This is a genomic window from Vibrio penaeicida (genome assembly GCF_019977755.1).
In the GTDB taxonomy this organism is placed as follows: Bacteria; Pseudomonadota; Gammaproteobacteria; order Enterobacterales; family Vibrionaceae; genus Vibrio; species Vibrio penaeicida.
In genome coordinates, this window is record NZ_AP025144.1 from 2,990,666 (window position 1) to 3,009,001 (window position 18,336).

20 protein-coding genes are annotated in these 18,336 nt (G+C 45.6%); 10 read left to right on the top strand and 10 right to left on the bottom strand.

The genetic code is table 11. The annotated features are described in order from the left end of the window. Window positions 1-67: 67 nt before the first annotated feature. From bepA to LDO37_RS13380, 4 genes are all read left to right on the top strand, one after another. On the top strand, window positions 68-1,525 hold the full coding sequence (gene bepA, locus LDO37_RS13365) for a beta-barrel assembly-enhancing protease (RefSeq protein WP_126608725.1): 1,458 nt from the start codon (window positions 68-70) through the stop codon (window positions 1,523-1,525). A gap of 116 nt (window positions 1,526-1,641) precedes the next feature. Then, complete coding sequence (arsC, locus tag LDO37_RS13370) at window positions 1,642-1,992, top strand: arsenate reductase (glutaredoxin) (protein WP_126608726.1); 351 nt, start codon at window positions 1,642-1,644, stop codon at window positions 1,990-1,992. Continuing rightward, window positions 1,989-2,576, top strand: coding sequence for an NAD(P)H:quinone oxidoreductase (wrbA, locus tag LDO37_RS13375; RefSeq protein ID WP_126608727.1), 588 nt, complete (start codon window positions 1,989-1,991; stop codon window positions 2,574-2,576). The genes arsC and wrbA overlap by 4 nt, the downstream gene beginning before the upstream one ends. 24 nt (window positions 2,577-2,600) lie before the next feature. Beyond that, complete coding sequence (locus tag LDO37_RS13380) at window positions 2,601-3,017, top strand: DUF2069 domain-containing protein (protein ID WP_101112919.1); 417 nt, start codon at window positions 2,601-2,603, stop codon at window positions 3,015-3,017. A 111-nt stretch (window positions 3,018-3,128) separates the two neighbouring features. Here LDO37_RS13380 and LDO37_RS13385 read toward each other — a convergent pair whose 3' ends face one another. Then, a complete protein-coding gene (locus LDO37_RS13385; RefSeq protein ID WP_185829868.1) occupies window positions 3,129-4,454 on the bottom strand; it encodes a DUF2066 domain-containing protein in 1,326 nt (441 codons plus the stop codon). Window positions 4,455-4,650: 196 nt separating this feature from the next. Here LDO37_RS13385 and LDO37_RS13390 point away from each other — a divergent pair, with 196 nt between their 5' ends. After that, the gene (locus tag LDO37_RS13390) at window positions 4,651-5,904 is read left to right on the top strand and encodes a uracil-xanthine permease family protein (protein WP_126608729.1); all 1,254 of its coding nucleotides are present in this window, start codon (window positions 4,651-4,653) and stop codon (window positions 5,902-5,904) included. A gap of 79 nt (window positions 5,905-5,983) precedes the next feature. On the opposite strand, the gene LDO37_RS13395 is transcribed toward LDO37_RS13390, so the two are convergent. Beyond that, on the bottom strand, window positions 5,984-6,610 hold the full coding sequence (locus tag LDO37_RS13395) for a response regulator (RefSeq protein ID WP_126608730.1): 627 nt from the start codon (window positions 6,608-6,610) through the stop codon (window positions 5,984-5,986). Then, complete coding sequence (locus LDO37_RS13400) at window positions 6,607-7,617, bottom strand: sensor histidine kinase (protein ID WP_126608731.1); 1,011 nt, start codon at window positions 7,615-7,617, stop codon at window positions 6,607-6,609. Before LDO37_RS13400 ends, LDO37_RS13395 begins: the two co-directional genes overlap by 4 nt. 214 nt (window positions 7,618-7,831) lie before the next feature. Here LDO37_RS13400 and LDO37_RS13405 point away from each other — a divergent pair, with 214 nt between their 5' ends. From LDO37_RS13405 to LDO37_RS13415, 3 genes are all read left to right on the top strand, one after another. Beyond that, window positions 7,832-8,836 (top strand): TRAP transporter substrate-binding protein, encoded by a 1,005-nt coding sequence (locus tag LDO37_RS13405; protein ID WP_224055453.1) that lies wholly within the window; start codon window positions 7,832-7,834, stop codon window positions 8,834-8,836. A gap of 78 nt (window positions 8,837-8,914) precedes the next feature. Further along, window positions 8,915-9,454, top strand: a complete 540-nt coding sequence (locus LDO37_RS13410; RefSeq protein ID WP_317982634.1) for a TRAP transporter small permease subunit — start codon at window positions 8,915-8,917, stop codon at window positions 9,452-9,454. Further along, window positions 9,441-10,826: a TRAP transporter large permease gene (locus LDO37_RS13415; RefSeq protein WP_126608733.1), complete on the top strand. Its 1,386-nt coding sequence runs from the start codon at window positions 9,441-9,443 to the stop codon at window positions 10,824-10,826. The genes LDO37_RS13410 and LDO37_RS13415 overlap by 14 nt, the downstream gene beginning before the upstream one ends. 172 nt (window positions 10,827-10,998) lie before the next feature. On the opposite strand, the gene upp is transcribed toward LDO37_RS13415, so the two are convergent. After that, the gene (upp, locus tag LDO37_RS13420) at window positions 10,999-11,625 is read right to left on the bottom strand and encodes a uracil phosphoribosyltransferase (protein WP_104402029.1); all 627 of its coding nucleotides are present in this window, start codon (window positions 11,623-11,625) and stop codon (window positions 10,999-11,001) included. 248 nt (window positions 11,626-11,873) lie between these two features. Between upp and purM the strand changes: the two genes are divergently transcribed. Beyond that, window positions 11,874-12,914, top strand: coding sequence for a phosphoribosylformylglycinamidine cyclo-ligase (gene purM, locus LDO37_RS13425; RefSeq protein WP_104402028.1), 1,041 nt, complete (start codon window positions 11,874-11,876; stop codon window positions 12,912-12,914). Window positions 12,915-12,917: 3 nt separating this feature from the next. Further along, window positions 12,918-13,556, top strand: a complete 639-nt coding sequence (gene purN / locus LDO37_RS13430; RefSeq protein ID WP_126608734.1) for a phosphoribosylglycinamide formyltransferase — start codon at window positions 12,918-12,920, stop codon at window positions 13,554-13,556. A 133-nt stretch (window positions 13,557-13,689) separates the two neighbouring features. Here purN and LDO37_RS13435 read toward each other — a convergent pair whose 3' ends face one another. The 6 genes from LDO37_RS13435 to LDO37_RS13460 are packed head-to-tail and all read right to left on the bottom strand — an operon-like array spanning window position 13,690 to window position 18,335. Next, on the bottom strand, window positions 13,690-13,962 hold the full coding sequence (locus LDO37_RS13435) for an Lrp/AsnC family transcriptional regulator (RefSeq protein ID WP_101115711.1): 273 nt from the start codon (window positions 13,960-13,962) through the stop codon (window positions 13,690-13,692). A 54-nt stretch (window positions 13,963-14,016) separates the two neighbouring features. Then, window positions 14,017-14,760 (bottom strand): maleate cis-trans isomerase family protein, encoded by a 744-nt coding sequence (locus tag LDO37_RS13440; protein ID WP_126608735.1) that lies wholly within the window; start codon window positions 14,758-14,760, stop codon window positions 14,017-14,019. Then, on the bottom strand, window positions 14,757-15,680 hold the full coding sequence (locus tag LDO37_RS13445; protein ID WP_126608736.1) for a fumarylacetoacetate hydrolase family protein: 924 nt from the start codon (window positions 15,678-15,680) through the stop codon (window positions 14,757-14,759). The genes LDO37_RS13440 and LDO37_RS13445 overlap by 4 nt, the downstream gene beginning before the upstream one ends. Before the next feature lie 41 nt (window positions 15,681-15,721). Then, entirely contained in the window at window positions 15,722-16,864 is a 1,143-nt protein-coding gene (locus LDO37_RS13450; RefSeq protein ID WP_126608737.1) for a cupin domain-containing protein, read from the bottom strand. Between the two features lie 38 nt (window positions 16,865-16,902). Then, window positions 16,903-17,922 (bottom strand): carbon-nitrogen hydrolase family protein, encoded by a 1,020-nt coding sequence (locus tag LDO37_RS13455; protein WP_221768562.1) that lies wholly within the window; start codon window positions 17,920-17,922, stop codon window positions 16,903-16,905. Next, entirely contained in the window at window positions 17,919-18,335 is a 417-nt protein-coding gene (locus LDO37_RS13460; protein WP_126608738.1) for an acyl-CoA thioesterase, read from the bottom strand. Before LDO37_RS13460 ends, LDO37_RS13455 begins: the two co-directional genes overlap by 4 nt. Window position 18,336: the final 1 nt, after the last annotated feature.

The window sequence follows — 18,336 nt, forward strand, 5'->3', positions numbered from 1 at the left end:
AACCATATCTGTGTTCAACAGTCCAATTACACGATACGACATAAAAATGACAATGTAATGGAGCAGAATGTTTAAATTTACTCGTTCAACCCTGTACCTCAGCATGGCCGCTCTCCTGAGTCAGCCAACTCTGGCGCAGAATTCGGGGTATGAATTGCCAGATATAGGAACGGCTGCTGCCTCTACACTGACGATCGATCAGGAATCATTGTATGGCGATGCGTACATGCGCATGTTGCGCAGAAGCCAACCCATCGTTAATGACCCAGTATTAAACGAATACATTAGTACCATTGGTCATCAACTCGTTGCTAATGCCAACGACGTAAAAACACCGTTTAACTTCTTCCTTATTCAAGATAGAGACATCAACGCCTTTGCCTTTTTTGGTGGATACGTTGCACTCCATTCTGGTCTGTTCCTACACGCACAAACAGAAAGCGAATTAGCTTCAGTACTTGCTCACGAAATCGCACACATTACTCAGCGCCATCTCGCGAGAGCAATGGAAGACCAAGCTCGTCGCTCTCCTGCAACCATCGCTGCATTGGTAGGTTCTTTATTGCTTGCCGTTGCCGCACCTCAAGCAGGTATTGCTGCTATTGCTGCCACTCAAGCAGGGATGATTCAAAGCCAAATTAACTACACTCGCTCTAATGAAAAAGAAGCCGATCGCTTTGGTATTGTCACCATGTCTAAAGCTGGTTTCGATCCCCAAGCCATGCCGCAATTCTTTGGTCGATTGGCGGATGAGTTTCGTTACGTGAGTAAGCCGCCTCCAATGCTACTGACGCACCCATTGCCTGAAGACCGAATTACGGATTCGCGCGCGCGAGCACAAAGCATGCCTCCAAAACGGTTAGGTCCATCTATCGAATACAACTTAGCCAGAGCACGAATCATTGCACGGCACGCTGGTATTGATAGTGAAGCAGCCATAGATTGGATGGACAGAAGGCTTAAGAAAGCTCATCGAGATATCGTACCGACATTAAAATACGGTAAAGCCCTCGCATTGCTCGATATGAAAAAACTGGATGAAGCAGAAACGCTGTTAGTCCAGTTAGACAAACAAGATCCAAACAACAATTTTTATTTAGATGCGCTTTCAGACTTGTATTTATATAAAAAAGAATACGATAAAGGGCTGGCTATGCTAAAAAGAGCCCTGGATAAAAAGCCGAACAACCCTGTACTTGAAATCAACTACGCTAACTTGTTAGTAGAAAGCGAAAGGTATAATGAGGCAACTCGGCTTTTACAACGTTACACACATTCTCACCCAGAAGACGTAAACGGCTGGGCAATGCTTGCGGATTCTACCGCTCAGCAAGGCAAACGAGACGAAGAGGCAGCAGCGAGAGGCGAGATTTTTGCTCTCAAAGCGGATTGGAAGCAAGCCATCAGTTTCTATGCCGAAGCCAGTAAGCTGGTAGAACTTGGAAGCCTAAAACAGGCGCGATATGACGCAAGAATTGACCAGCTAGGGCTGCAACGCGACCGCTTTTACGCCCTTCAAAATTAGAAAACATAAGCACTTAGAAAACATAGGCACTTAGAAAAGATAAGCACCACAGCCTGAGAACTTACCGTCTGTGAATTCAAACTGTGTGCAAGGTAAAAAGCTAATAAGGAATCAACATGTCAGTATCGATTTATCACAACCCTCGCTGCTCAAAAAGCCGACAAACACTTGCTTTACTTGAAGAAAAAGGCATTACACCAGAAGTCATCAAGTATTTGGAAAGCCCGTTAAGTGTTGAGCAACTGAAAACCGTTTACGCGCAGCTGGGTCTGAGTTCCGTACGAGATATGATGCGAACCAAAGAGTCTATATACAAAGAACTAAGTTTAGGCGATGAGTCTGTCACTGATGAGCAACTCTTTGAAGCTATGGTCGAAAATCCTAAATTGATTGAGCGCCCTATTGTCATTAAAGGCGACGCTGCTCGTCTTGGCCGACCACCAGAACAGGTTCTGGAAATTTTATGAGCATAAAGGTTGTTGTCCTTTATTACAGCCGCCACGGAAGCACCAAAAAGCTGGCTCGCCAGATTGCCCGTGGCATTGCCTCTGTTGAACAGTGCGAAGCGCTGCTCCGAACAGTCAACGAAATTTCAGACAATTCCGTTAATTCAGGTGAGCCCGCTGAACCAGACGACCCTGTTCTCACGCTTGACGAGTTAAAAGTCTGCGATGGTCTTGCTATGGGTAGCCCTGTTTGGTTTGGAAACATGGCGGCACCACTCAAACATTTCTGGGACACCTCAACCCCTCTTTGGGTCGGTGGCGACCTTATCGATAAACCCGCTTGCGTATTTACGTCTTCCTCTTCCATGCACGGCGGTCAAGAGACAACACTTCAAAGTATGATGCTTCCGTTGTTTCATCACGGCATGATGTTATTGGGTATTCCTTATTCTGAGCCCGCTTTGCACACTACATCACAAGGTGGTACTCCTTATGGTGCATCCACTATTGGTAGTCAGATACAATCAAACCAGTCAGATGAAGGGCAGTTAGCTTTTGCTCTTGGAAAACGTCTGGCAGAGTGTGCAAAAAAACTGAAAAGCTAGGGTTAATCGCCCTAAGGACTCTGTATGACGGAATCTCAATCCATTAAGTATCGATACTTAGCGTTAGCTGGAAACATTGGTCTTTTAGGCTGGGTTGCTTTATGGCAGATCAGCCTATCTCCTCATCCTCATATCAATAGCGTAACACTCGCACTTGCATGGTGTGTCCCACTGCTACTTCCCTTACCGGGTATTTTAGCAGGTAAGCCTTACACACACGCATGGGCTAATTTTGTTTTGATGTTGTATTTTCTGCATGCGCTGACCATTTTGTATGTTAATGAAGGCGAGCGATGGCTTGCGGTGGTGGAGCTTTTATTAACCACTATTGCCTTTGTAGGAAACACCCTTTATGCGCGGCAAAGAGGAAAAGAACTAGGTCTAAAACTCACGAAGCTTTCTGAAGTAGAGAAACAAGAAAAAGCACGTTTTGAGCAGTAGAAATTTGAAGAGTTGATGCTTGAGTAGTCAATCAAGCATCAAAAAAAGAAGAGCTCCCCATCGGAAGCTCTTCTTTTTTATGCATGTAATTCTATTGTGTACGAACTTCTTTTAAAGACCAAGCCACTCATACACCAAGTCCGCTTTTTCTTCAGGAGTCGCTTCTTCGACGACTTCAGCACTAATGCTTGGAACGCCATCAACAGTAGACGAATCATCTGTTTGTACAGGGGCTTCTGACGTATCCCCTTCTACTGAAAGCTCATCGCTGACTAGCTGATCTGTCGTTTCACCTGTAGCCACGTCTGTTTCTACTGCGCCCTCATCGGCGATCTCGGGTGCGACAAGTTCAGGTTCGGCTGTTTGAGGATCGGTAGATTCTACTGGCGTACTTTCAACTCGTTGCTCTTCTTCACTCTCAACATAAGCGTCCAAAGTAAACGCTCTCACTTGTTTAAAGTTTTCTAACTCACGCTGAAAATCCACAACTGGAGCAAGTAAATTGACTTTAAAAGTGACATCGTTGCCTTTGATTTTTAAAATCTCTGTCGATGCAACCGAGTTCAAGCCTTCAAACAAAGACTCCAATTGGAAGAAATCGCGTGAACTTTTAACGTCCAAAAATTGAACTGTCACGCTTTCTGTCGATACATCCGAAACCTGAACCGCACTTTTACTCGCAAAGTAATCGCTGATGCTATCGACCACAGTTTGCAGTGTAGAATTAAATTCACCTCGCTCCTGCCCCGACATAGGAGATTGCTGAGAGCCAAGCATTTGCTCCGGTGATTGGTCAAACAAAGTCCAACGCACAGATGCTCTGCCTGAGCTTAAGTGTTGTACCCGCAGAACCAATACCGCATCCGCAGGATAACGTGAGCTGGCTCTACTGATTGGTTCAACAAAGGCTCCCCAGATCTCCGGTGCAGAGATTCCTGTTACATCATCAAAGTCACCAACTGGTACGGTAATGGGTAAGCCTCGAGAATCGGCATACTGGTTCAACAGTTTAGTAACGTTAGAGCCACTCTGCTCCCACACTATTTGGCGTTCATAGCGATCTTCTTCAATAATCCACATTAAAATGGAAGCGCGATTTTCAGACCAATACGGCAAGCCCGCCTGAGTCAATAACCCCTGAATTTGTCTTGGACTAAAAGCGACTTTTAACGTTTCTTGCCCATCTAATTGCCCGAAGCTAATTTGAGAAAGATAAGGGCCTGTGCTCTTTTTCGCTTTTTCGATAACCGGATTACTGGCAACGGTTTTTTGTCCAGATGCCTTAATAAGAACCTGCTCTAACCCTTGAGCTTTCGCAAGATCCTCTGCATTTTCTTCTTCAGTCAATACAATTTCAGATTGGAATACGTCCACTTTAGTTAAAGCAAAGCCAGGAAAAGCCAGCAAACTCAACAACAAACAAGCTATCCGATTCATAAATTCTCTGTCACAACGTGAATGAACCTCAAATGATAAGCAACTCTCAATGCCGGAGCAAGGAAACATCGCGAATACAGTGACATCCCCCTTCACTGGAATAATTCCCCCTGTATAGATATTTTTTGACCCATTTATCAATGCAATCGTTTTCTTAGTGATAAAATCCTGCAAATTTTAAAAATGGAAGAGAATCATGACTCAAATACTCCAAGGTACCCAAATGCTCTTTGTCGCATTTGGCGCACTCGTGCTCGTCCCCTTACTCACTGGGCTCGACCCTAGTGTTGCTCTGTTCGGCGCTGGCGTAGGCACCCTTTTATTCCAATTTATCACTCGCCGCACCGTTCCTATTTTCCTTGCATCCTCTTTCGCGTTTATTGCCCCAATCATGTATGGCGTACAAACGTGGGGGATTGCATCCACCATGGGTGGGCTTATGTGTGCTGGTTTGGTTTACGTTGCATTAGGAGCGGTGATCAAATTGCGGGGCGTTGGAATCGTCCATAAACTGTTACCCCCTGTTGTTGTTGGTCCGGTTATTATGGTGATTGGATTGGGGCTTGCACCTGTCGCGGTCAATATGGCTTTAGGGAAAACGGGCGATGGAGCAGTTCAGCTTATCGATGGCAATACCGCCCTTATTATCGCTTCTGCGTCTCTAGCCACCACCATTGCTATCAGTGTTTTTGCCAAGGGCTTCTTAAAGTTGCTACCTATTTTTGGAGGCATCGCTGTCGGGTACTCGCTCAGCTTACTGTACGGAATCGTAGACTTTACACCTGTTGCTCAAGCAAGCTGGCTTTCCCTTCCCAATTTCACAACGCCAGAATTCAACATTAATGCGATTCTTTTCATGATCCCTGTCGCCATTGCACCAGCGGTTGAGCACGTGGGTGACATGCTTGCGATTTCCAATGTGACTGGAAAAGACTACCTCAAGAAGCCAGGGCTTCACCGCACCATTACAGGTGACGGTGTCGCTACAATGGCGGCTTCTATGGTGGGTGCTCCACCAAACACAACGTACAGTGAAGTGACTGGCGCAGTGATGCTGACTAAAGCTTACAATCCAGTCATCATGACTTGGGCAGCGGTAACCGCGATTGTTCTTGCGCTGGTAGGAAAACTAGGCGCGCTGCTACAAACCATCCCCGTTCCAGTAATGGGTGGCATTATGATTCTACTGTTCGGCTCCATCGCCACTGTCGGTTTGAATACGCTGATTAAAAATCACGTTGATCTCCACAAATCCCGAAACCTTGTGATTGTCGCGGTGACGTTAGTCTTTGGTATTGGCGGAATGGCTTTTGGGATTGGTGAGTTCAGCCTACAAGGCGTGAGCTTATGCGGTATCGTGGCCATTGCGTTAAACCTAATTTTACCTAAAGACATGGGTGAATCTCATGTCGTAGATAACGCTCAGATGGAAGAAGAAACAAGTAAATAGCCAAGCACCTGATAACAAATAGAGGCAGTAATAAATGACTGCCTCTATTTACTTCATAGTTTTACCAAAGGTAGAGACTCTATAGCCACCCCTGACTTAAACAGTATTTCACTAATCCTGCCGTTGTTTTTATGTTCAGTTTCTTTTTCACTCGCAATCGGTGTGTTTCAACCGTTCGGACGCTAATGCACAAAGTATTGGCGACAGATTTGTTGCACTCCCCTTCCGCAATCAACAGCAAAACGTCCTTTTCGCGCGGGGTTAGTTGCGTATTTACATGGTCGTCATGTTGACTGAATGCTTGAAACAGTTGCTCTGAAATGCCTTTGCTAAAGAAGGTCCCACCACTCGCTATCACCTCCAATGCTTTAATCAGTTCATTCGAAGAAATGTCTTTGCAAATGTAGCCACTCGCTCCACATTTAATGGCCGACATGACGTATTCTTCTTCTTTGTGCATGCTCAAAATGACCACTTTTGAATTTACACCCTGCTTATTCAAGGTTTCGAGTACTTCGATGCCCGTCATCTTTTCCATTGAAATGTCGGTAATCAAAATATCGGGCTCTTTTTCCAACGTCACTTCAACGGCTTCTACCCCATTCTCAGCGGTGCCGACAATTGAAAACTGTTCCTCACGGCGTAAACGCTCGACTAATGCGTCTTGGAGCAACGTATGATCATCCGCTAATACAATCGTAGTCATACTTCGTTCCTTTCATCGTCCATTGAAATCGCAAAGGTTACCCGAATTTCCGTTCCATCATCCGGGTCGCTGTTCACTTCTAGTAGTCCACCAATCAATTCTATTCGTTTACGGATGTTGGTCAGCCCCATACCTGATTCAATGGTCTTATTTCGATTTTCTACATCTGATAGGTCAAACCCTTTACCGTCATCCGCTACTGTGAAAATAATTTGAGATTTCTCTTCTTGAAGGACGATATCAATCGCGTTCGATTTTGAGTATTTCTCCGCATTGTGAATCGCTTCTTGAGCTACTCGGTAGAGCGCGTGTTCGACATTACGAGAACAAAGGCTTTCATCTATCTGGTGTTCGAAAACCACATCAATACCAGAACGTGTTCGGCATTCCTTTGCTAAATTCTCGATAGCGACCACCAGACCAAAATCGTCTAATACAGCAGGGCGAAGCGCTTTCGAAATACGACGAATTTCGTCCATCGCGAGATCGACACTTTTCCGACCCAAGTCCGTTTGCATTAAGATTTGGTCATTTGGGTTGGCATTTTCTATATTTTCAAACCGCATCTTGGTGGACACTAAAATCTGATTGATTCCATCGTGTAGCTCGCGAGAGACTCGGGCTCGCTCCTCTTCCTGCATGTCGATGAGTTGTTTGTTGAGCAGAACAAGCTGTTTATTGGCCAATTCACTGCGATTGATGTGTACCACACTGACCCACCCAGCAACCAAGACGCAGGCTAAAAAGATGAAGATGGACAGTTCCAATAGAAAGGAATCCAACTCGTGTTTTTGAACTGGTGAAATGGATTTGAATTCATTGTTTATATAAGTGTCTTCAGCCATTTCCTCTTGAACGGCTCTGGCCACTTTATCCGAATACTCTTGCGTGAACAGCGGATCGGTTTCGGTGTAGATGTGCGCCAAAATGTAAATCAACATCAACAATATAGGTATCTGAGAAAGAACGATCGTTCTCTGCTTAAATCGATTTTCTTCTTCTGTCATCTTTCACGTCCTGTACGTAGTACTGCGTACATTTCATCCATGAATGTACGTCTACAAATTACGCTGTCTTACGAATTTAATAAATTTTTACATATTCGTAACATAAAAACCTAGACATGGCATGCAAGGCGAAAAAATCGCCTAATTCAAGGAGTGAAGAATGAAAAAGCACATCGGAAAATCGGCCATTGCATTGGCAGTGACAGCCACCTTTATGGCATTACCTGCCCACGCAGATAAAGTTCTACTGAAAACCCCACTGGCTATTGGTACTCACTTGCCAGCACTCGGAACCCCCATGAAATGGGTATCCAAGCAATTGCCCATTGCATCAGGTGGTACCGTAAAAATGAAGATTTACGAACCGGGAAAATTGGTTGCTGCCAATGAAATCTTAGATGCTGTTTCTTCCGGTAAAGTAAATGCAGGCTACACCACCGCGGGTTACTGGAAAGGGAAAATTCCAGCTGCTCCGCTATTTTCTGCCGTACCTTTTGGTCCTGAAGCCCCTGAATATATGGCGTGGCTGTATTTCGGTAACGGTAATAAGCTTTACCAAGAAATGTATGACCAAGCTGGCTATAACGTCAAAGTGTTGCCTTGTGCAATCAACTCACCAGAAACTTCTGGCTGGTTCGCCAAGCCCATCAATAAACCAGAAGATCTGAAAGGTCTCAACATGCGCTTCTTTGGGCTGGGTGCGCAGATCATGGAGAAGCTAGGTGTCAGTACCGTCCAACTGCCAGGCGGCGAGATTTTCGGGGCACTTGAGAAGGGTGCCATTGACGCCACCGAGTTTTCGCAGCCCGCCATCGATCACCGTTTAGGCTTCCATAAAATCGTGAAATACAACTATTTCCCTGGTTGGCACCAACAGTCGACAGTATGGGAGCTTCTGATCAACAAAGACACATGGAACAAAATGGACAGCGACCAACAATCGTCTGTTGAAACCGTTTGTATGGCATCCATGACCTACTCCATGGCTGAAGGTGAGTCGCTGCAATATGACGCAATGATAAAAGCTCAGGAAAACGGCGTTAAACAACTTTATTGGAACGACGACATGTTGAATCTGTTCGAAAGCACATGGCTCGAAGTGGTTGAAGAACAGAAGAAAGATGCCTTCTTCAACAAAGTGTGGACGGATCTGACTCAGTTCCGTACGAATTACAAAGTCTGGTCTGACAAAGCGTTTTTACCAAGAACGGGAGAGTAATCCCCAGCGAAAAGTACACTCAAGCCGCACCCTTGTGGCTTGAGTGATTCCTACCGTTTTTCAAAAAGGTTCGTCGTTTTGAATCGTACTCACATTAACGCACCTGCTCCAATGGCCGACAGAATGGATGCGTTTATAAAAAAAGTAAGCCATGGCATTGCTTGGGTTTACGTAGGTTTAGTCTTGGTCATTTTAACTCAGGTTATTCTTCGAAAAGGGTTTTCCCATGGCTTGATCGCACTAGAGGAATTTCAGTGGCATTTGTACGCCATTGGCGTGTTTTTTGGTCTCGCGTACGCTGAAATCACCAATTCACATGTGCGCGTTGACATTTTTTATCATCGCTTCAGCGTAAAGGCTAAAGCTTGGATAGAGATTGTTAGCATCGTCTTGTTTCTTATGCCATTTATTCTGGTTGTATTTCTTCACTCTATCGATTTTGTTTATGAGTCATGGCGGGTAAGCGAACGCTCTAACGCCCCATCTGGGCTGCCCTTCCGTTGGCTCATCAAATCAACCATCCCGCTAGCCTTCTCATTACTCGCACTTGCGGGGCTTTCTAAGGTTATTCGCTCATTTGCCACAATACGAAAAGGAGCCAACCGTGGAAATCAATGAAATTCTCATCATAAGCATGTTCGGCAGCTTTATCCTTTTGCTTTTTTTAGGCATCCCGGTGGCGTGGGTGTTAGGTGGAATTGGCATTATATTTGGCGGTCTGGCGTATTTCTCAGATCTGTACCTAGACACCATCACGGGACTCGACTTTCAAACGCTCGGACTTTTGGTTAACCGCCTATATAAGATCATGGATAACTGGATCCTAGTCGCCTTGCCCATGTTCATCTTCATGGGAAATATGTTGGACAAGTCTGGGGTAGCTGATCGGCTGATGTTCTCTATGCAAGCGATGTTTGGAAAAGTACATGGTGGCTTAGCGATTACCGTCGTTTCTATTGGCATCATCTTAGCCGCATCAACCGGAATCATTGGGGCTTCCGTAGTACTGCTCGCAATGATGGCCCTGCCTTCCATGCTCAAACAAGGCTACAATAAACCTTTAGCGCTCGGAACCATTGCGTCTTCTGGTTGCCTTGGAATATTACTTCCCCCATCCATCATGTTGGTCATCATGGCGGATCAACTGGGATTATCGGTTGGTGATTTGTTCATGGCGGCGGTTTTCCCGGGGCTTGCACTTGGGGCAATGTACATATTCTATCTCCTCATTTCGGGGGTGCTAAAACCCAATGCACTGCCGTTACCTGATACCGCTGAAAAAGTATCCTTCAAAATTATCTGGCAAGTCGTCAAAGCAATCATCCCTACATTACTACTCATTCTTGCAGTATTAGGGTCCATATTTGCAGGTATCGCCACGCCAACTGAGGCATCCGGTGTTGGTGCGGCAGGAGCAACCTTACTGGCTATATACTACAAACGGTTTTCCCTCAAAATTCTGAAAGAAGTCACCATTGAAAGCTATAAGACCACGGCTTACATCTTTGCCATTTTCATTGGGGCAACCTGCTTTTCATTGGTCTTGCGAGAATTAGGGGGGGATGAGTTCATTGAAAGCATCTTTCAACAGCTCCCTTTCGGTCCCTACGGCATTATCGCTTTCATCCTTTTGATGGTGTTTCTACTGGGCTTTTTTCTTGATTGGATTGAAATCACGCTGATCATTTTGCCGTTGTTAGCGCCGGTTGTTGCGGGATTAGATCTGAACATTGGTCAATTTGCTGGCATCGATGACCCAACAACAGTTTGGTTTGTCATGCTCGTCGCCATGACATTGCAAACCAGTTTCCTAACGCCACCTGTTGGATTCGCACTGTTTTACTTGAAAGGGGTGTGTCCACCAGAGATACAACTGTCGGATATATACAAAGGGGTAATACCATTTATTCTGTTGCAGCTTTTAGCGTTGTTGCTGATTTTATTCTGGCCGAGTATCGCGCTGTGGTTACCGTCTATCGCTTATAACTAAACGGATTATTTGCTTGATATAACTAGAAAGAAGAGAGACTTCTTCAGCTCGAAGCTCCGATTGGCACTGCATTGATTGGTGCGCTTTGTAGGAAACCCAGGCTAACCATTTAGCCTGGGTGATTTTTCTCTAGAAAAGAGTTAATAAACGGTACAGTTACTTAGTTACTTAGTTACTTAGTGCCGAAAATCTTATCGCCTGCATCACCAAGCCCAGGAACGATATAGCCTTTATCGTTAAGTTTTTCATCAATCGCGGCTGTATATAGCTCCACATCTGGATGCGCTTTTTTCAATGCTTCTACACCTTCAGGTGCAGCAACCAGCACAAGTACCTTGATCGACTTACAGCCTTTTTCTTTCAAAAGGTCGATGGTTGCAATCATCGAGCCGCCAGTCGCCAGCATTGGATCGACTACTAAGGCAATACGCTCATCAATATTTGACGCCAGTTTATTGAAGTAAGGTACTGGCTCTAGTGTCTCTTCATCACGGTAGATACCAACAACACTGATGCGTGCACTTGGCATATGTTCCAAAACACCGTCCATCATGCCTAGACCAGCACGAAGGATTGGCACAACCGTTACTTTTTTGCCTTTGATTTGATCCACTTCTACTGGACCGTTCCAACCTTCAATCGTCACACGTTCCATTTCGAAATCCGCGGTGGCTTCATAAGTAAGTAGGCTACCTACCTCAGTCGCAAGCTCACGAAAACGTTTAGTGCTGATGTCACCTTCTCGCATTAAGCCCAGTTTGTGTTTAACTAATGGGTGCTTTACTTCAACAACTTTCATTTCCAACTCCAGCAAATTTTAATAAACTTTCAGATTATACCTAACTGGTCGGAATAGTTACAGAGTTGCAGACCTTTTACTTGCCTAGCTAACTGACTGTAAAAACAATAAGTACCCAGCCTTTACGTGGCGTGATTTGAGAGACAAAAACGCGAAGAAAAAAAACTGCGCAAACGTTTTCCTTTTCTTTTCAACCCCTGTTAGAATAGCGCCGTTTTTCACATCCAACCTATGACGAGGACATCCCCGTGAGTGGTAACAACTCTTCTCTAAGTTATAAAGACGCTGGTGTAGATATTGATGCTGGTAATGCTCTGGTAGACCGAATTAAAGGTGTGGTAAAGCGCACTCGTCGTCCTGAAGTAATGGGCGGTATTGGTGGCTTTGGCGCACTATGCGAATTACCAACTAAATACAATGAACCACTGCTAGTGTCTGGAACAGACGGCGTAGGCACGAAACTTCGCCTAGCATTGGATATGAAAAAACACGACACCATTGGTATCGACTTGGTTGCAATGTGTGTGAACGATCTTATCGTTCAAGGTGCAGAACCTCTTTTCTTCCTTGATTACTACGCAACAGGCAAGCTAGATGTTGATACTGCAGCAGACGTAGTTGCGGGTATTGGCGAAGGCTGTATTCAAGCTGGCTGTGCGCTAATCGGTGGCGAAACCGCTGAAATGCCGGGCATGTACGAAGGCGAAGACTACGACGTTGCTGGCTTCTGTGTCGGTGTTGTAGAAAAATCTGAAGTGATCGACGGTACTAAAGTTGCCGCTGGCGATGCACTGATTGCGGTAGGCTCTAGTGGTCCTCACTCAAACGGCTACTCTCTAGTCCGTAAGATTCTTGAAGTTTCTGAAGCGGATTTAAGCGAAGAGCTAAACGGACGCACGATTGGTGAGCAACTGCTTGAACCAACAAAAATTTACATTAAATCAGCACTTAAGATGATTGCAGAACACGACATTCACGCGATCTCGCACATCACAGGTGGTGGTTTCTGGGAAAATATCCCACGCGTTCTTCCTGAAGGCACAAAAGCGGTTGTCGATGGCAACAGCTGGGAATGGCCAGCAATTTTCTCTTGGCTACAAGAGAAAGGCAATGTTGAAACTCACGAAATGTACCGTACCTTTAACTGTGGTGTTGGTCTGATTGTTGCTCTACCAAAAGAGCAAGCAGCAGCGGCAGTTGAACTGCTTAAAGCAGAAGGCGAAAACGCTTGGGTTATCGGTGAAATCGCATCAGCAGCAGCTGGTGAAGAGCAAGTAGAGATTCGCTAAGCCATGAAAAATATCGTTGTCTTAATTTCCGGAAATGGCAGTAACTTACAGGCAGTGATTGACGCCTGTGAAAATGGAAGCATTGAAGGAAAAGTCAGCGCCGTTTTTTCTAACAAAGCTGACGCTTACGGATTGGAACGAGCAAAACGCAGCGGGATTGATGCCCGCGCTGTCAGCCACAAAGATTTTGAGTCGCGTGAGGCATTCGATTTAGCGCTAATGGGCGAAATCGACCAATACCAACCCGACTTAATTATTCTTGCAGGCTACATGCGTATTCTGAGTGAAGGATTTGTTCGTCACTATATAGGTAAGATGATCAACATTCACCCATCTCTTCTTCCGAAGTACCCTGGTTTAAACACTCATCAACGTGCAATAGATGCTGGCGATGAGGAACATGGAACCAGTGTTCACTTCGTTACAGAAGAGCTCGATGGCGGACCGGTTATTTTGCAAGCAAAAGTCCCTGTATTCGAAAACGATTCAGCGGATGCTTTAGCAGAACGTATTCAAACTCAGGAACACCGCATCTACCCATTAGTTGCTCAATGGTTTGTAACCAACAGATTATCGATGCAAGACGGTAAAGCGGTTTTGGATGGGCATATCCTAGGCGAGAATGGCTACGCTGAAGAATAAATTGCTTACATGCTTGTTTAAGCGATGCTTCTATAAACGATATTTGTTAGAAAATACTTGATAGAAAAAAGGTGACCACTCGGTCACCTTTTTTGTTATCGGCAGATATTTTTGATAAAGCTTCAACATAAGCTCAATCAAAGCTGAACATGCTTTCGAGATCGTGTCGAGAATACGCTTTGAAGGCCAACATCGTATCGGTTTTGGTGATGCCTTCTATTTTGATCATCTCTTCTGTTACAAGCCGAGACAGATCATCCGCTTTGTTTACTCGAACAATCGCAATCAAATCAAACGCACCACTTACTGAAAAGACTTCCGACATTTCTTTTAAACCCGCTAGCTGCTCCGCGACGGCGTTTATTTTATCTCGCTCAACATTGAAAAAAATGATTGACGTTAACATGGGATTTTCTCCTATCTGTTATCCGTGGTAGCGACACCTTGATGCTTTTTATACTCAAGACAGTAGCTTTCCGCAGTTGGGCACCTTAGCCTCCAACCCTAAAGTAGTCAGAATTTGATGCGTTGTCGCCACCGCGGCAGAGATGACAGGGATTCCACATTCATCTTCCACAGCTTGTATTGCTGCCAATGAAGGCATTTGAACACAGGCAGACAAAACCAATACATCGATGCCAGTGAGATCTAACCGCTTATATATCTCGACAAGATTCATAGGGTCTTGCGCTGCAACTTCTAAATTGTTGGGGATTTCGAGCGAGACAGAATCGTGCACTTCGATGCCTTCGTACTCGATGTAATCACAAACCAATTGAGTGAGCGGTTTCATATATGGGGTAATCAACGAAATCCGTTTGGCATTCATTAATTTCAAACAATCCACCAGCGCACCTGCTGAACTCACTATTGGAGTCGGGTAGCCGTTAGATTGAGTCACTTCATGCAACCTTTTCTGGCTTTCTCGGTGGTAGCCGTTGCCCTGCGCCATAATGGCAACAAGGCAGGCGTAACCCATAACATCCACATCCGCGTCCGACAGCTCTAATGCACATCGATCGCTGTCGCTGTCCATGGACTTCAGCTCTTCCGGCGTAACGTGCTTCATCCTCATCCGGCTGGAGTGAAACGAAAATCTCTCTGGATAAACCGCTTCTCTTGCCCTTAGCATTGCTGGAATTTCACGCTCCATCGTGAGGTTAGAACTGGGCACAATTTGCCCAATTTTGAATGTTTGACTCATGACTGCGCCCCAATGTTGACTACAGGGTTTCTAATCACCCCGATTCCATCGACACCACACTCAATTACGTCACCAGGCCACATCCACTCTTGAGGTTCACGACCAGCCCCAACGCCTGAAGGGGTTCCCGTTGCGATAATGTCCCCAGGTTCTAAGGTGATGCCCGTTGAGATATCGGAAATGAGCGTGGGGATATCAAACAGTAAATGCTGGGTATTCGAACGCTGCTTTTCCTCGCCGTTTTTGGTTAGCCATAAGTCGAGATTATGCGGATCTTCGACCGAATCCGCCGTCACAATACACGGTCCCATAGGCGCATAGGAATCCTGACCTTTGGAGAAGATCCATTGACCAGCTCTGCGATTATCACGAGCAGAAACATCATTGATGACGGTATAACCAAATACGTGGTCCATGGCATCTTCTTTATTGATACGCGTAGCACGCTTACCGATAATGACCGCTAATTCCACTTCCCAATCCAACTGCTGAGTCATTGCTGCGTTATGTTGAATGGATTCACCAGTGGCGATCACACTGGTCGGTGGCTTAGAAAACACAACTGGCTTGTCCGGTAGGTCTTTTGACGTATCCAGCGACTTTGCCGATTCAGCAACGTGCTCCACGTAATTTAACCCAATACCAAAAATGTTTTTTCTAGGCTTGGGGATGGGTGCCATCACCGTAACATTCTCTTCCGCGGTTGCGATTCCATTTGGTCGGTTCGCCTGCGTTTCTTCCAACGCTCGGGATATCGCCGCTAAACCATCTAGACCTTGGTCGATCAATTCAAGCATAGAGTTAGGGAAGGTTTGACCGACTGCACTTCCTAATTTTTCGACATCCACCACCATATTATCTAAAACCACACCCAATCGGGCTTCACCTTGGTGCCCATTTCTGTATGTTATAAGTTTCATTTACTCATCCTTTAGTTATTTGAACTGACAAAAAACGGAATTTAGGCAACCACAACCTGATGCCCATTGTTGTCGACCAAGCCTTGCTCGACATAAAACCCTAGTTTCTTGATCGTCGGTAAATCATTGAAAGAAAACAAACAAGCATCATCAGATGACGATGTATTGACGTGCTCATGCCACATCCATGTTGGAACACAGAAAATATCTTTCTCTTTCCATTCGAATCGTTGTCCGTTGATGATCGAATACCCTGAACCTTTAGCGACTTGGTAGATAATGTTGCCAGTATGGCGATGCGCTTTGGTGTGCTCCGATGGGCGAAGCAACTGCAGGCTCGCCCCCATGGTAAGCATCGGGTCATCGCCATTTTGAGGGTTCATGTAACGCATCATGACCCCGTCGTACGGTGAGCCATCGGTCACTTTTGAGTAGTTCAATAGTGCTTCGTAGCTTTGGTCCCATGAATATTTCATGAGTGGAGAATAGGGTTTATCCCATTTATCCAGTTCAGGTCGAAGTCCGGGAGCTCCATAAGTGAGTGGGCTGTCATTTTTTGGCAAATCGACCGTTTGGTAGCCATCAGGGTGAACGGCATAAAAATTGGATTCCAGAACATTGGTTAACGGAATATCCAACCCGTCCTGCCACATGCTGGTTTCGCCATCTTCAGCAACACCATGCTCGTGCCACGTTCCATTCGGAGTAATGACAAAATCACGCGCCCCAAGGTCAATTTTATGACCATCTACAATGGTATAGGCCCCCTTTCCTTCCATGATGAACCTTAAAGCAGATGCCGCGTGTTTGTGCGCACCCGCTCTTTCTCCCGGCTGCATCACTTGCAAACCAGAAAATAGCCAGCCACAAGCCGCACTTACTTCGGTACGCTTAGGATTCTTCAAATACACCACGCGTCTTCCAGCGTCTTCTGGGCTGACCAAATCAATTGATTTCAAGACCAGTTTTCGCAGTTCTTCATTTTTCCAAACCACAGGTTCAGAAAGTGCTTTGGGCTCCCACGGTTCAATATTGTTGGCAACTTTCCAAAATGCACCGGTGTTTTGCCCATCCAGTTCAGAGTAGTAAGCCTCCAGCGCGTCGCTATCTGTCACTCTCGACCTACCCAATTGGTCATCCGTCCTATCTTGGTTGGCGTCTAAGCTTTCTTTAAAGTTATTCATATCTATCACCCTTAATGTTGTGCCCTCTCTCGTATCAACTAAGAACCCTGAGCGGTCAATGTTTCGGTAGGATCATCTTTGGCTAACTCTTGAATATCCGATTGAAATATCGGTTGCTGCTTCGTTTGATTGATCGTGAGCTGGAATATATCGAACCGGTTGTAGTGCCCAACAATGTCGTGCATTTGCTTCGGCTGAATACAACGTGCTAAATCGATGTCGGCATACGCAATGCCTTCTTCATCGATCAATTCATCGCCTACCGCCCTGCCATCAGGACCAATAACACCGGAATAACAGCTGGATTTCCGTTCCATTAACTGGCGAGCATCGGGGCGAACTTTATCCATCTCATTGATGATTTCTTCTGAAATGGTTGAAGTAGAAACGACGGTAAACACCTTGCCTTCGAAGGAATGCGACATCGCTCTGAGCTTGATGGCTTCCGCCATGTCGTAATCAGGGGGAGCGACCGGAAGCGAGATGTAACTGGCGGTATGCACTAATTCACCTTGAGCCAATAAACTGTATCGCGCTAACGTATTGGTGTTTTCACCGCACGCAAGACCACCTAACGGACCAATATCAGTGTCGTAAACCGTTAAGCTAGAACCGTCCCCCCCCGTCCAAGTGAGTTTTTCAGCCCATGTAGGAACCAGCTTGCGATGTTTCCCCATGATCTGACCTTGAGGGTCAATAAACACCAATGTGTTGTATAAGGTGCCGAGCGATGTTTTCGAACGCTCATTGACGCCAATCACCACATAAGCATTAGCAGCAGCGGCAGCCGCGCAAACTACATCGATTTCAGGTCCGGGAACAAAAATGGACGCTTTGATGAGCTTTTCGAACCACTCACTGCCCGAAACCGGATCGGTAATCCAATTCCAATATGGATATCCGGGTACAAAGGACTCGGGAAACACGATCAGCTTTGCGCCATTGTCTGACGCTTCGGCAATCAGCTGAGCGGCTTTTTCTACCGTACCTTCAGCATCAAGAAAAACGGGGCTTGTTTGCACGGCTGCTGCTTTAAATTTTGGAAACTCTTTCATCATGCCTCCTCCATTTCTGTCGACATCAGCGACACGATTTTTTCTCGAATTTCTCCACTCCATTCACAGGACTTGCCGTTTGAATCGACATTGACCAATGTGAGAGATGACGAAAATCGTTCTTCGCTTTCACAAATTGCTTTCACATCCACATTCATACTGGAGTGACCAAGGCGCTTGGGTTCCAGAGAAATATGTAAGTACTCTCCGTGCCTGCTCGGCGAATGAAAACGAGTACAGATTTCGACGGTAGGCAGCCCACCCGTTTTGAGCAATTCTTCAAATGGCATCAATAACGCTTCAGCGAAAAACATCTCAACGACATCATTGATCATCTCAAAGTACCGAGGATAAAAGACAATGCCAGCGGGATCGCAGTGCTTGAAAAGGACTTTCTGTTTCACAATATAAGTCATC

What these genes read in the sequence shown, in the direction of transcription:
- arsC (WP_126608726.1), top strand. Translation starts at nt 1,642, where the DNA reads ATGTCAGTATCGATTTATCACAACCCTCGCTGCTCAAAAAGCCGACAA.
- bepA (WP_126608725.1), top strand. Translation starts at nt 68, where the DNA reads ATGTTTAAATTTACTCGTTCAACCCTGTACCTCAGCATGGCCGCTCTC.
- LDO37_RS13450 (WP_126608737.1), bottom strand. Translation starts at nt 16,864, where the DNA reads ATGAATAACTTTAAAGAAAGCTTAGACGCCAACCAAGATAGGACGGAT.
- LDO37_RS13455 (WP_221768562.1), bottom strand. Translation starts at nt 17,922, where the DNA reads ATGATGAAAGAGTTTCCAAAATTTAAAGCAGCAGCCGTGCAAACAAGC.
- LDO37_RS13445 (WP_126608736.1), bottom strand. Translation starts at nt 15,680, where the DNA reads ATGAAACTTATAACATACAGAAATGGGCACCAAGGTGAAGCCCGATTG.
- LDO37_RS13440 (WP_126608735.1), bottom strand. Translation starts at nt 14,760, where the DNA reads ATGAGTCAAACATTCAAAATTGGGCAAATTGTGCCCAGTTCTAACCTC.
- LDO37_RS13380 (WP_101112919.1), top strand. Translation starts at nt 2,601, where the DNA reads ATGACGGAATCTCAATCCATTAAGTATCGATACTTAGCGTTAGCTGGA.
- LDO37_RS13400 (WP_126608731.1), bottom strand. Translation starts at nt 7,617, where the DNA reads ATGACAGAAGAAGAAAATCGATTTAAGCAGAGAACGATCGTTCTTTCT.
- upp (WP_104402029.1), bottom strand. Translation starts at nt 11,625, where the DNA reads ATGAAAGTTGTTGAAGTAAAGCACCCATTAGTTAAACACAAACTGGGC.
- LDO37_RS13435 (WP_101115711.1), bottom strand. Translation starts at nt 13,962, where the DNA reads ATGTTAACGTCAATCATTTTTTTCAATGTTGAGCGAGATAAAATAAAC.
- LDO37_RS13460 (WP_126608738.1), bottom strand. Translation starts at nt 18,335, where the DNA reads ATGACTTATATTGTGAAACAGAAAGTCCTTTTCAAGCACTGCGATCCC.
- LDO37_RS13395 (WP_126608730.1), bottom strand. Translation starts at nt 6,610, where the DNA reads ATGACTACGATTGTATTAGCGGATGATCATACGTTGCTCCAAGACGCA.
- wrbA (WP_126608727.1), top strand. Translation starts at nt 1,989, where the DNA reads ATGAGCATAAAGGTTGTTGTCCTTTATTACAGCCGCCACGGAAGCACC.
- LDO37_RS13405 (WP_224055453.1), top strand. Translation starts at nt 7,832, where the DNA reads ATGGCATTACCTGCCCACGCAGATAAAGTTCTACTGAAAACCCCACTG.
- purN (WP_126608734.1), top strand. Translation starts at nt 12,918, where the DNA reads ATGAAAAATATCGTTGTCTTAATTTCCGGAAATGGCAGTAACTTACAG.
- LDO37_RS13385 (WP_185829868.1), bottom strand. Translation starts at nt 4,454, where the DNA reads ATGAATCGGATAGCTTGTTTGTTGTTGAGTTTGCTGGCTTTTCCTGGC.
- LDO37_RS13390 (WP_126608729.1), top strand. Translation starts at nt 4,651, where the DNA reads ATGACTCAAATACTCCAAGGTACCCAAATGCTCTTTGTCGCATTTGGC.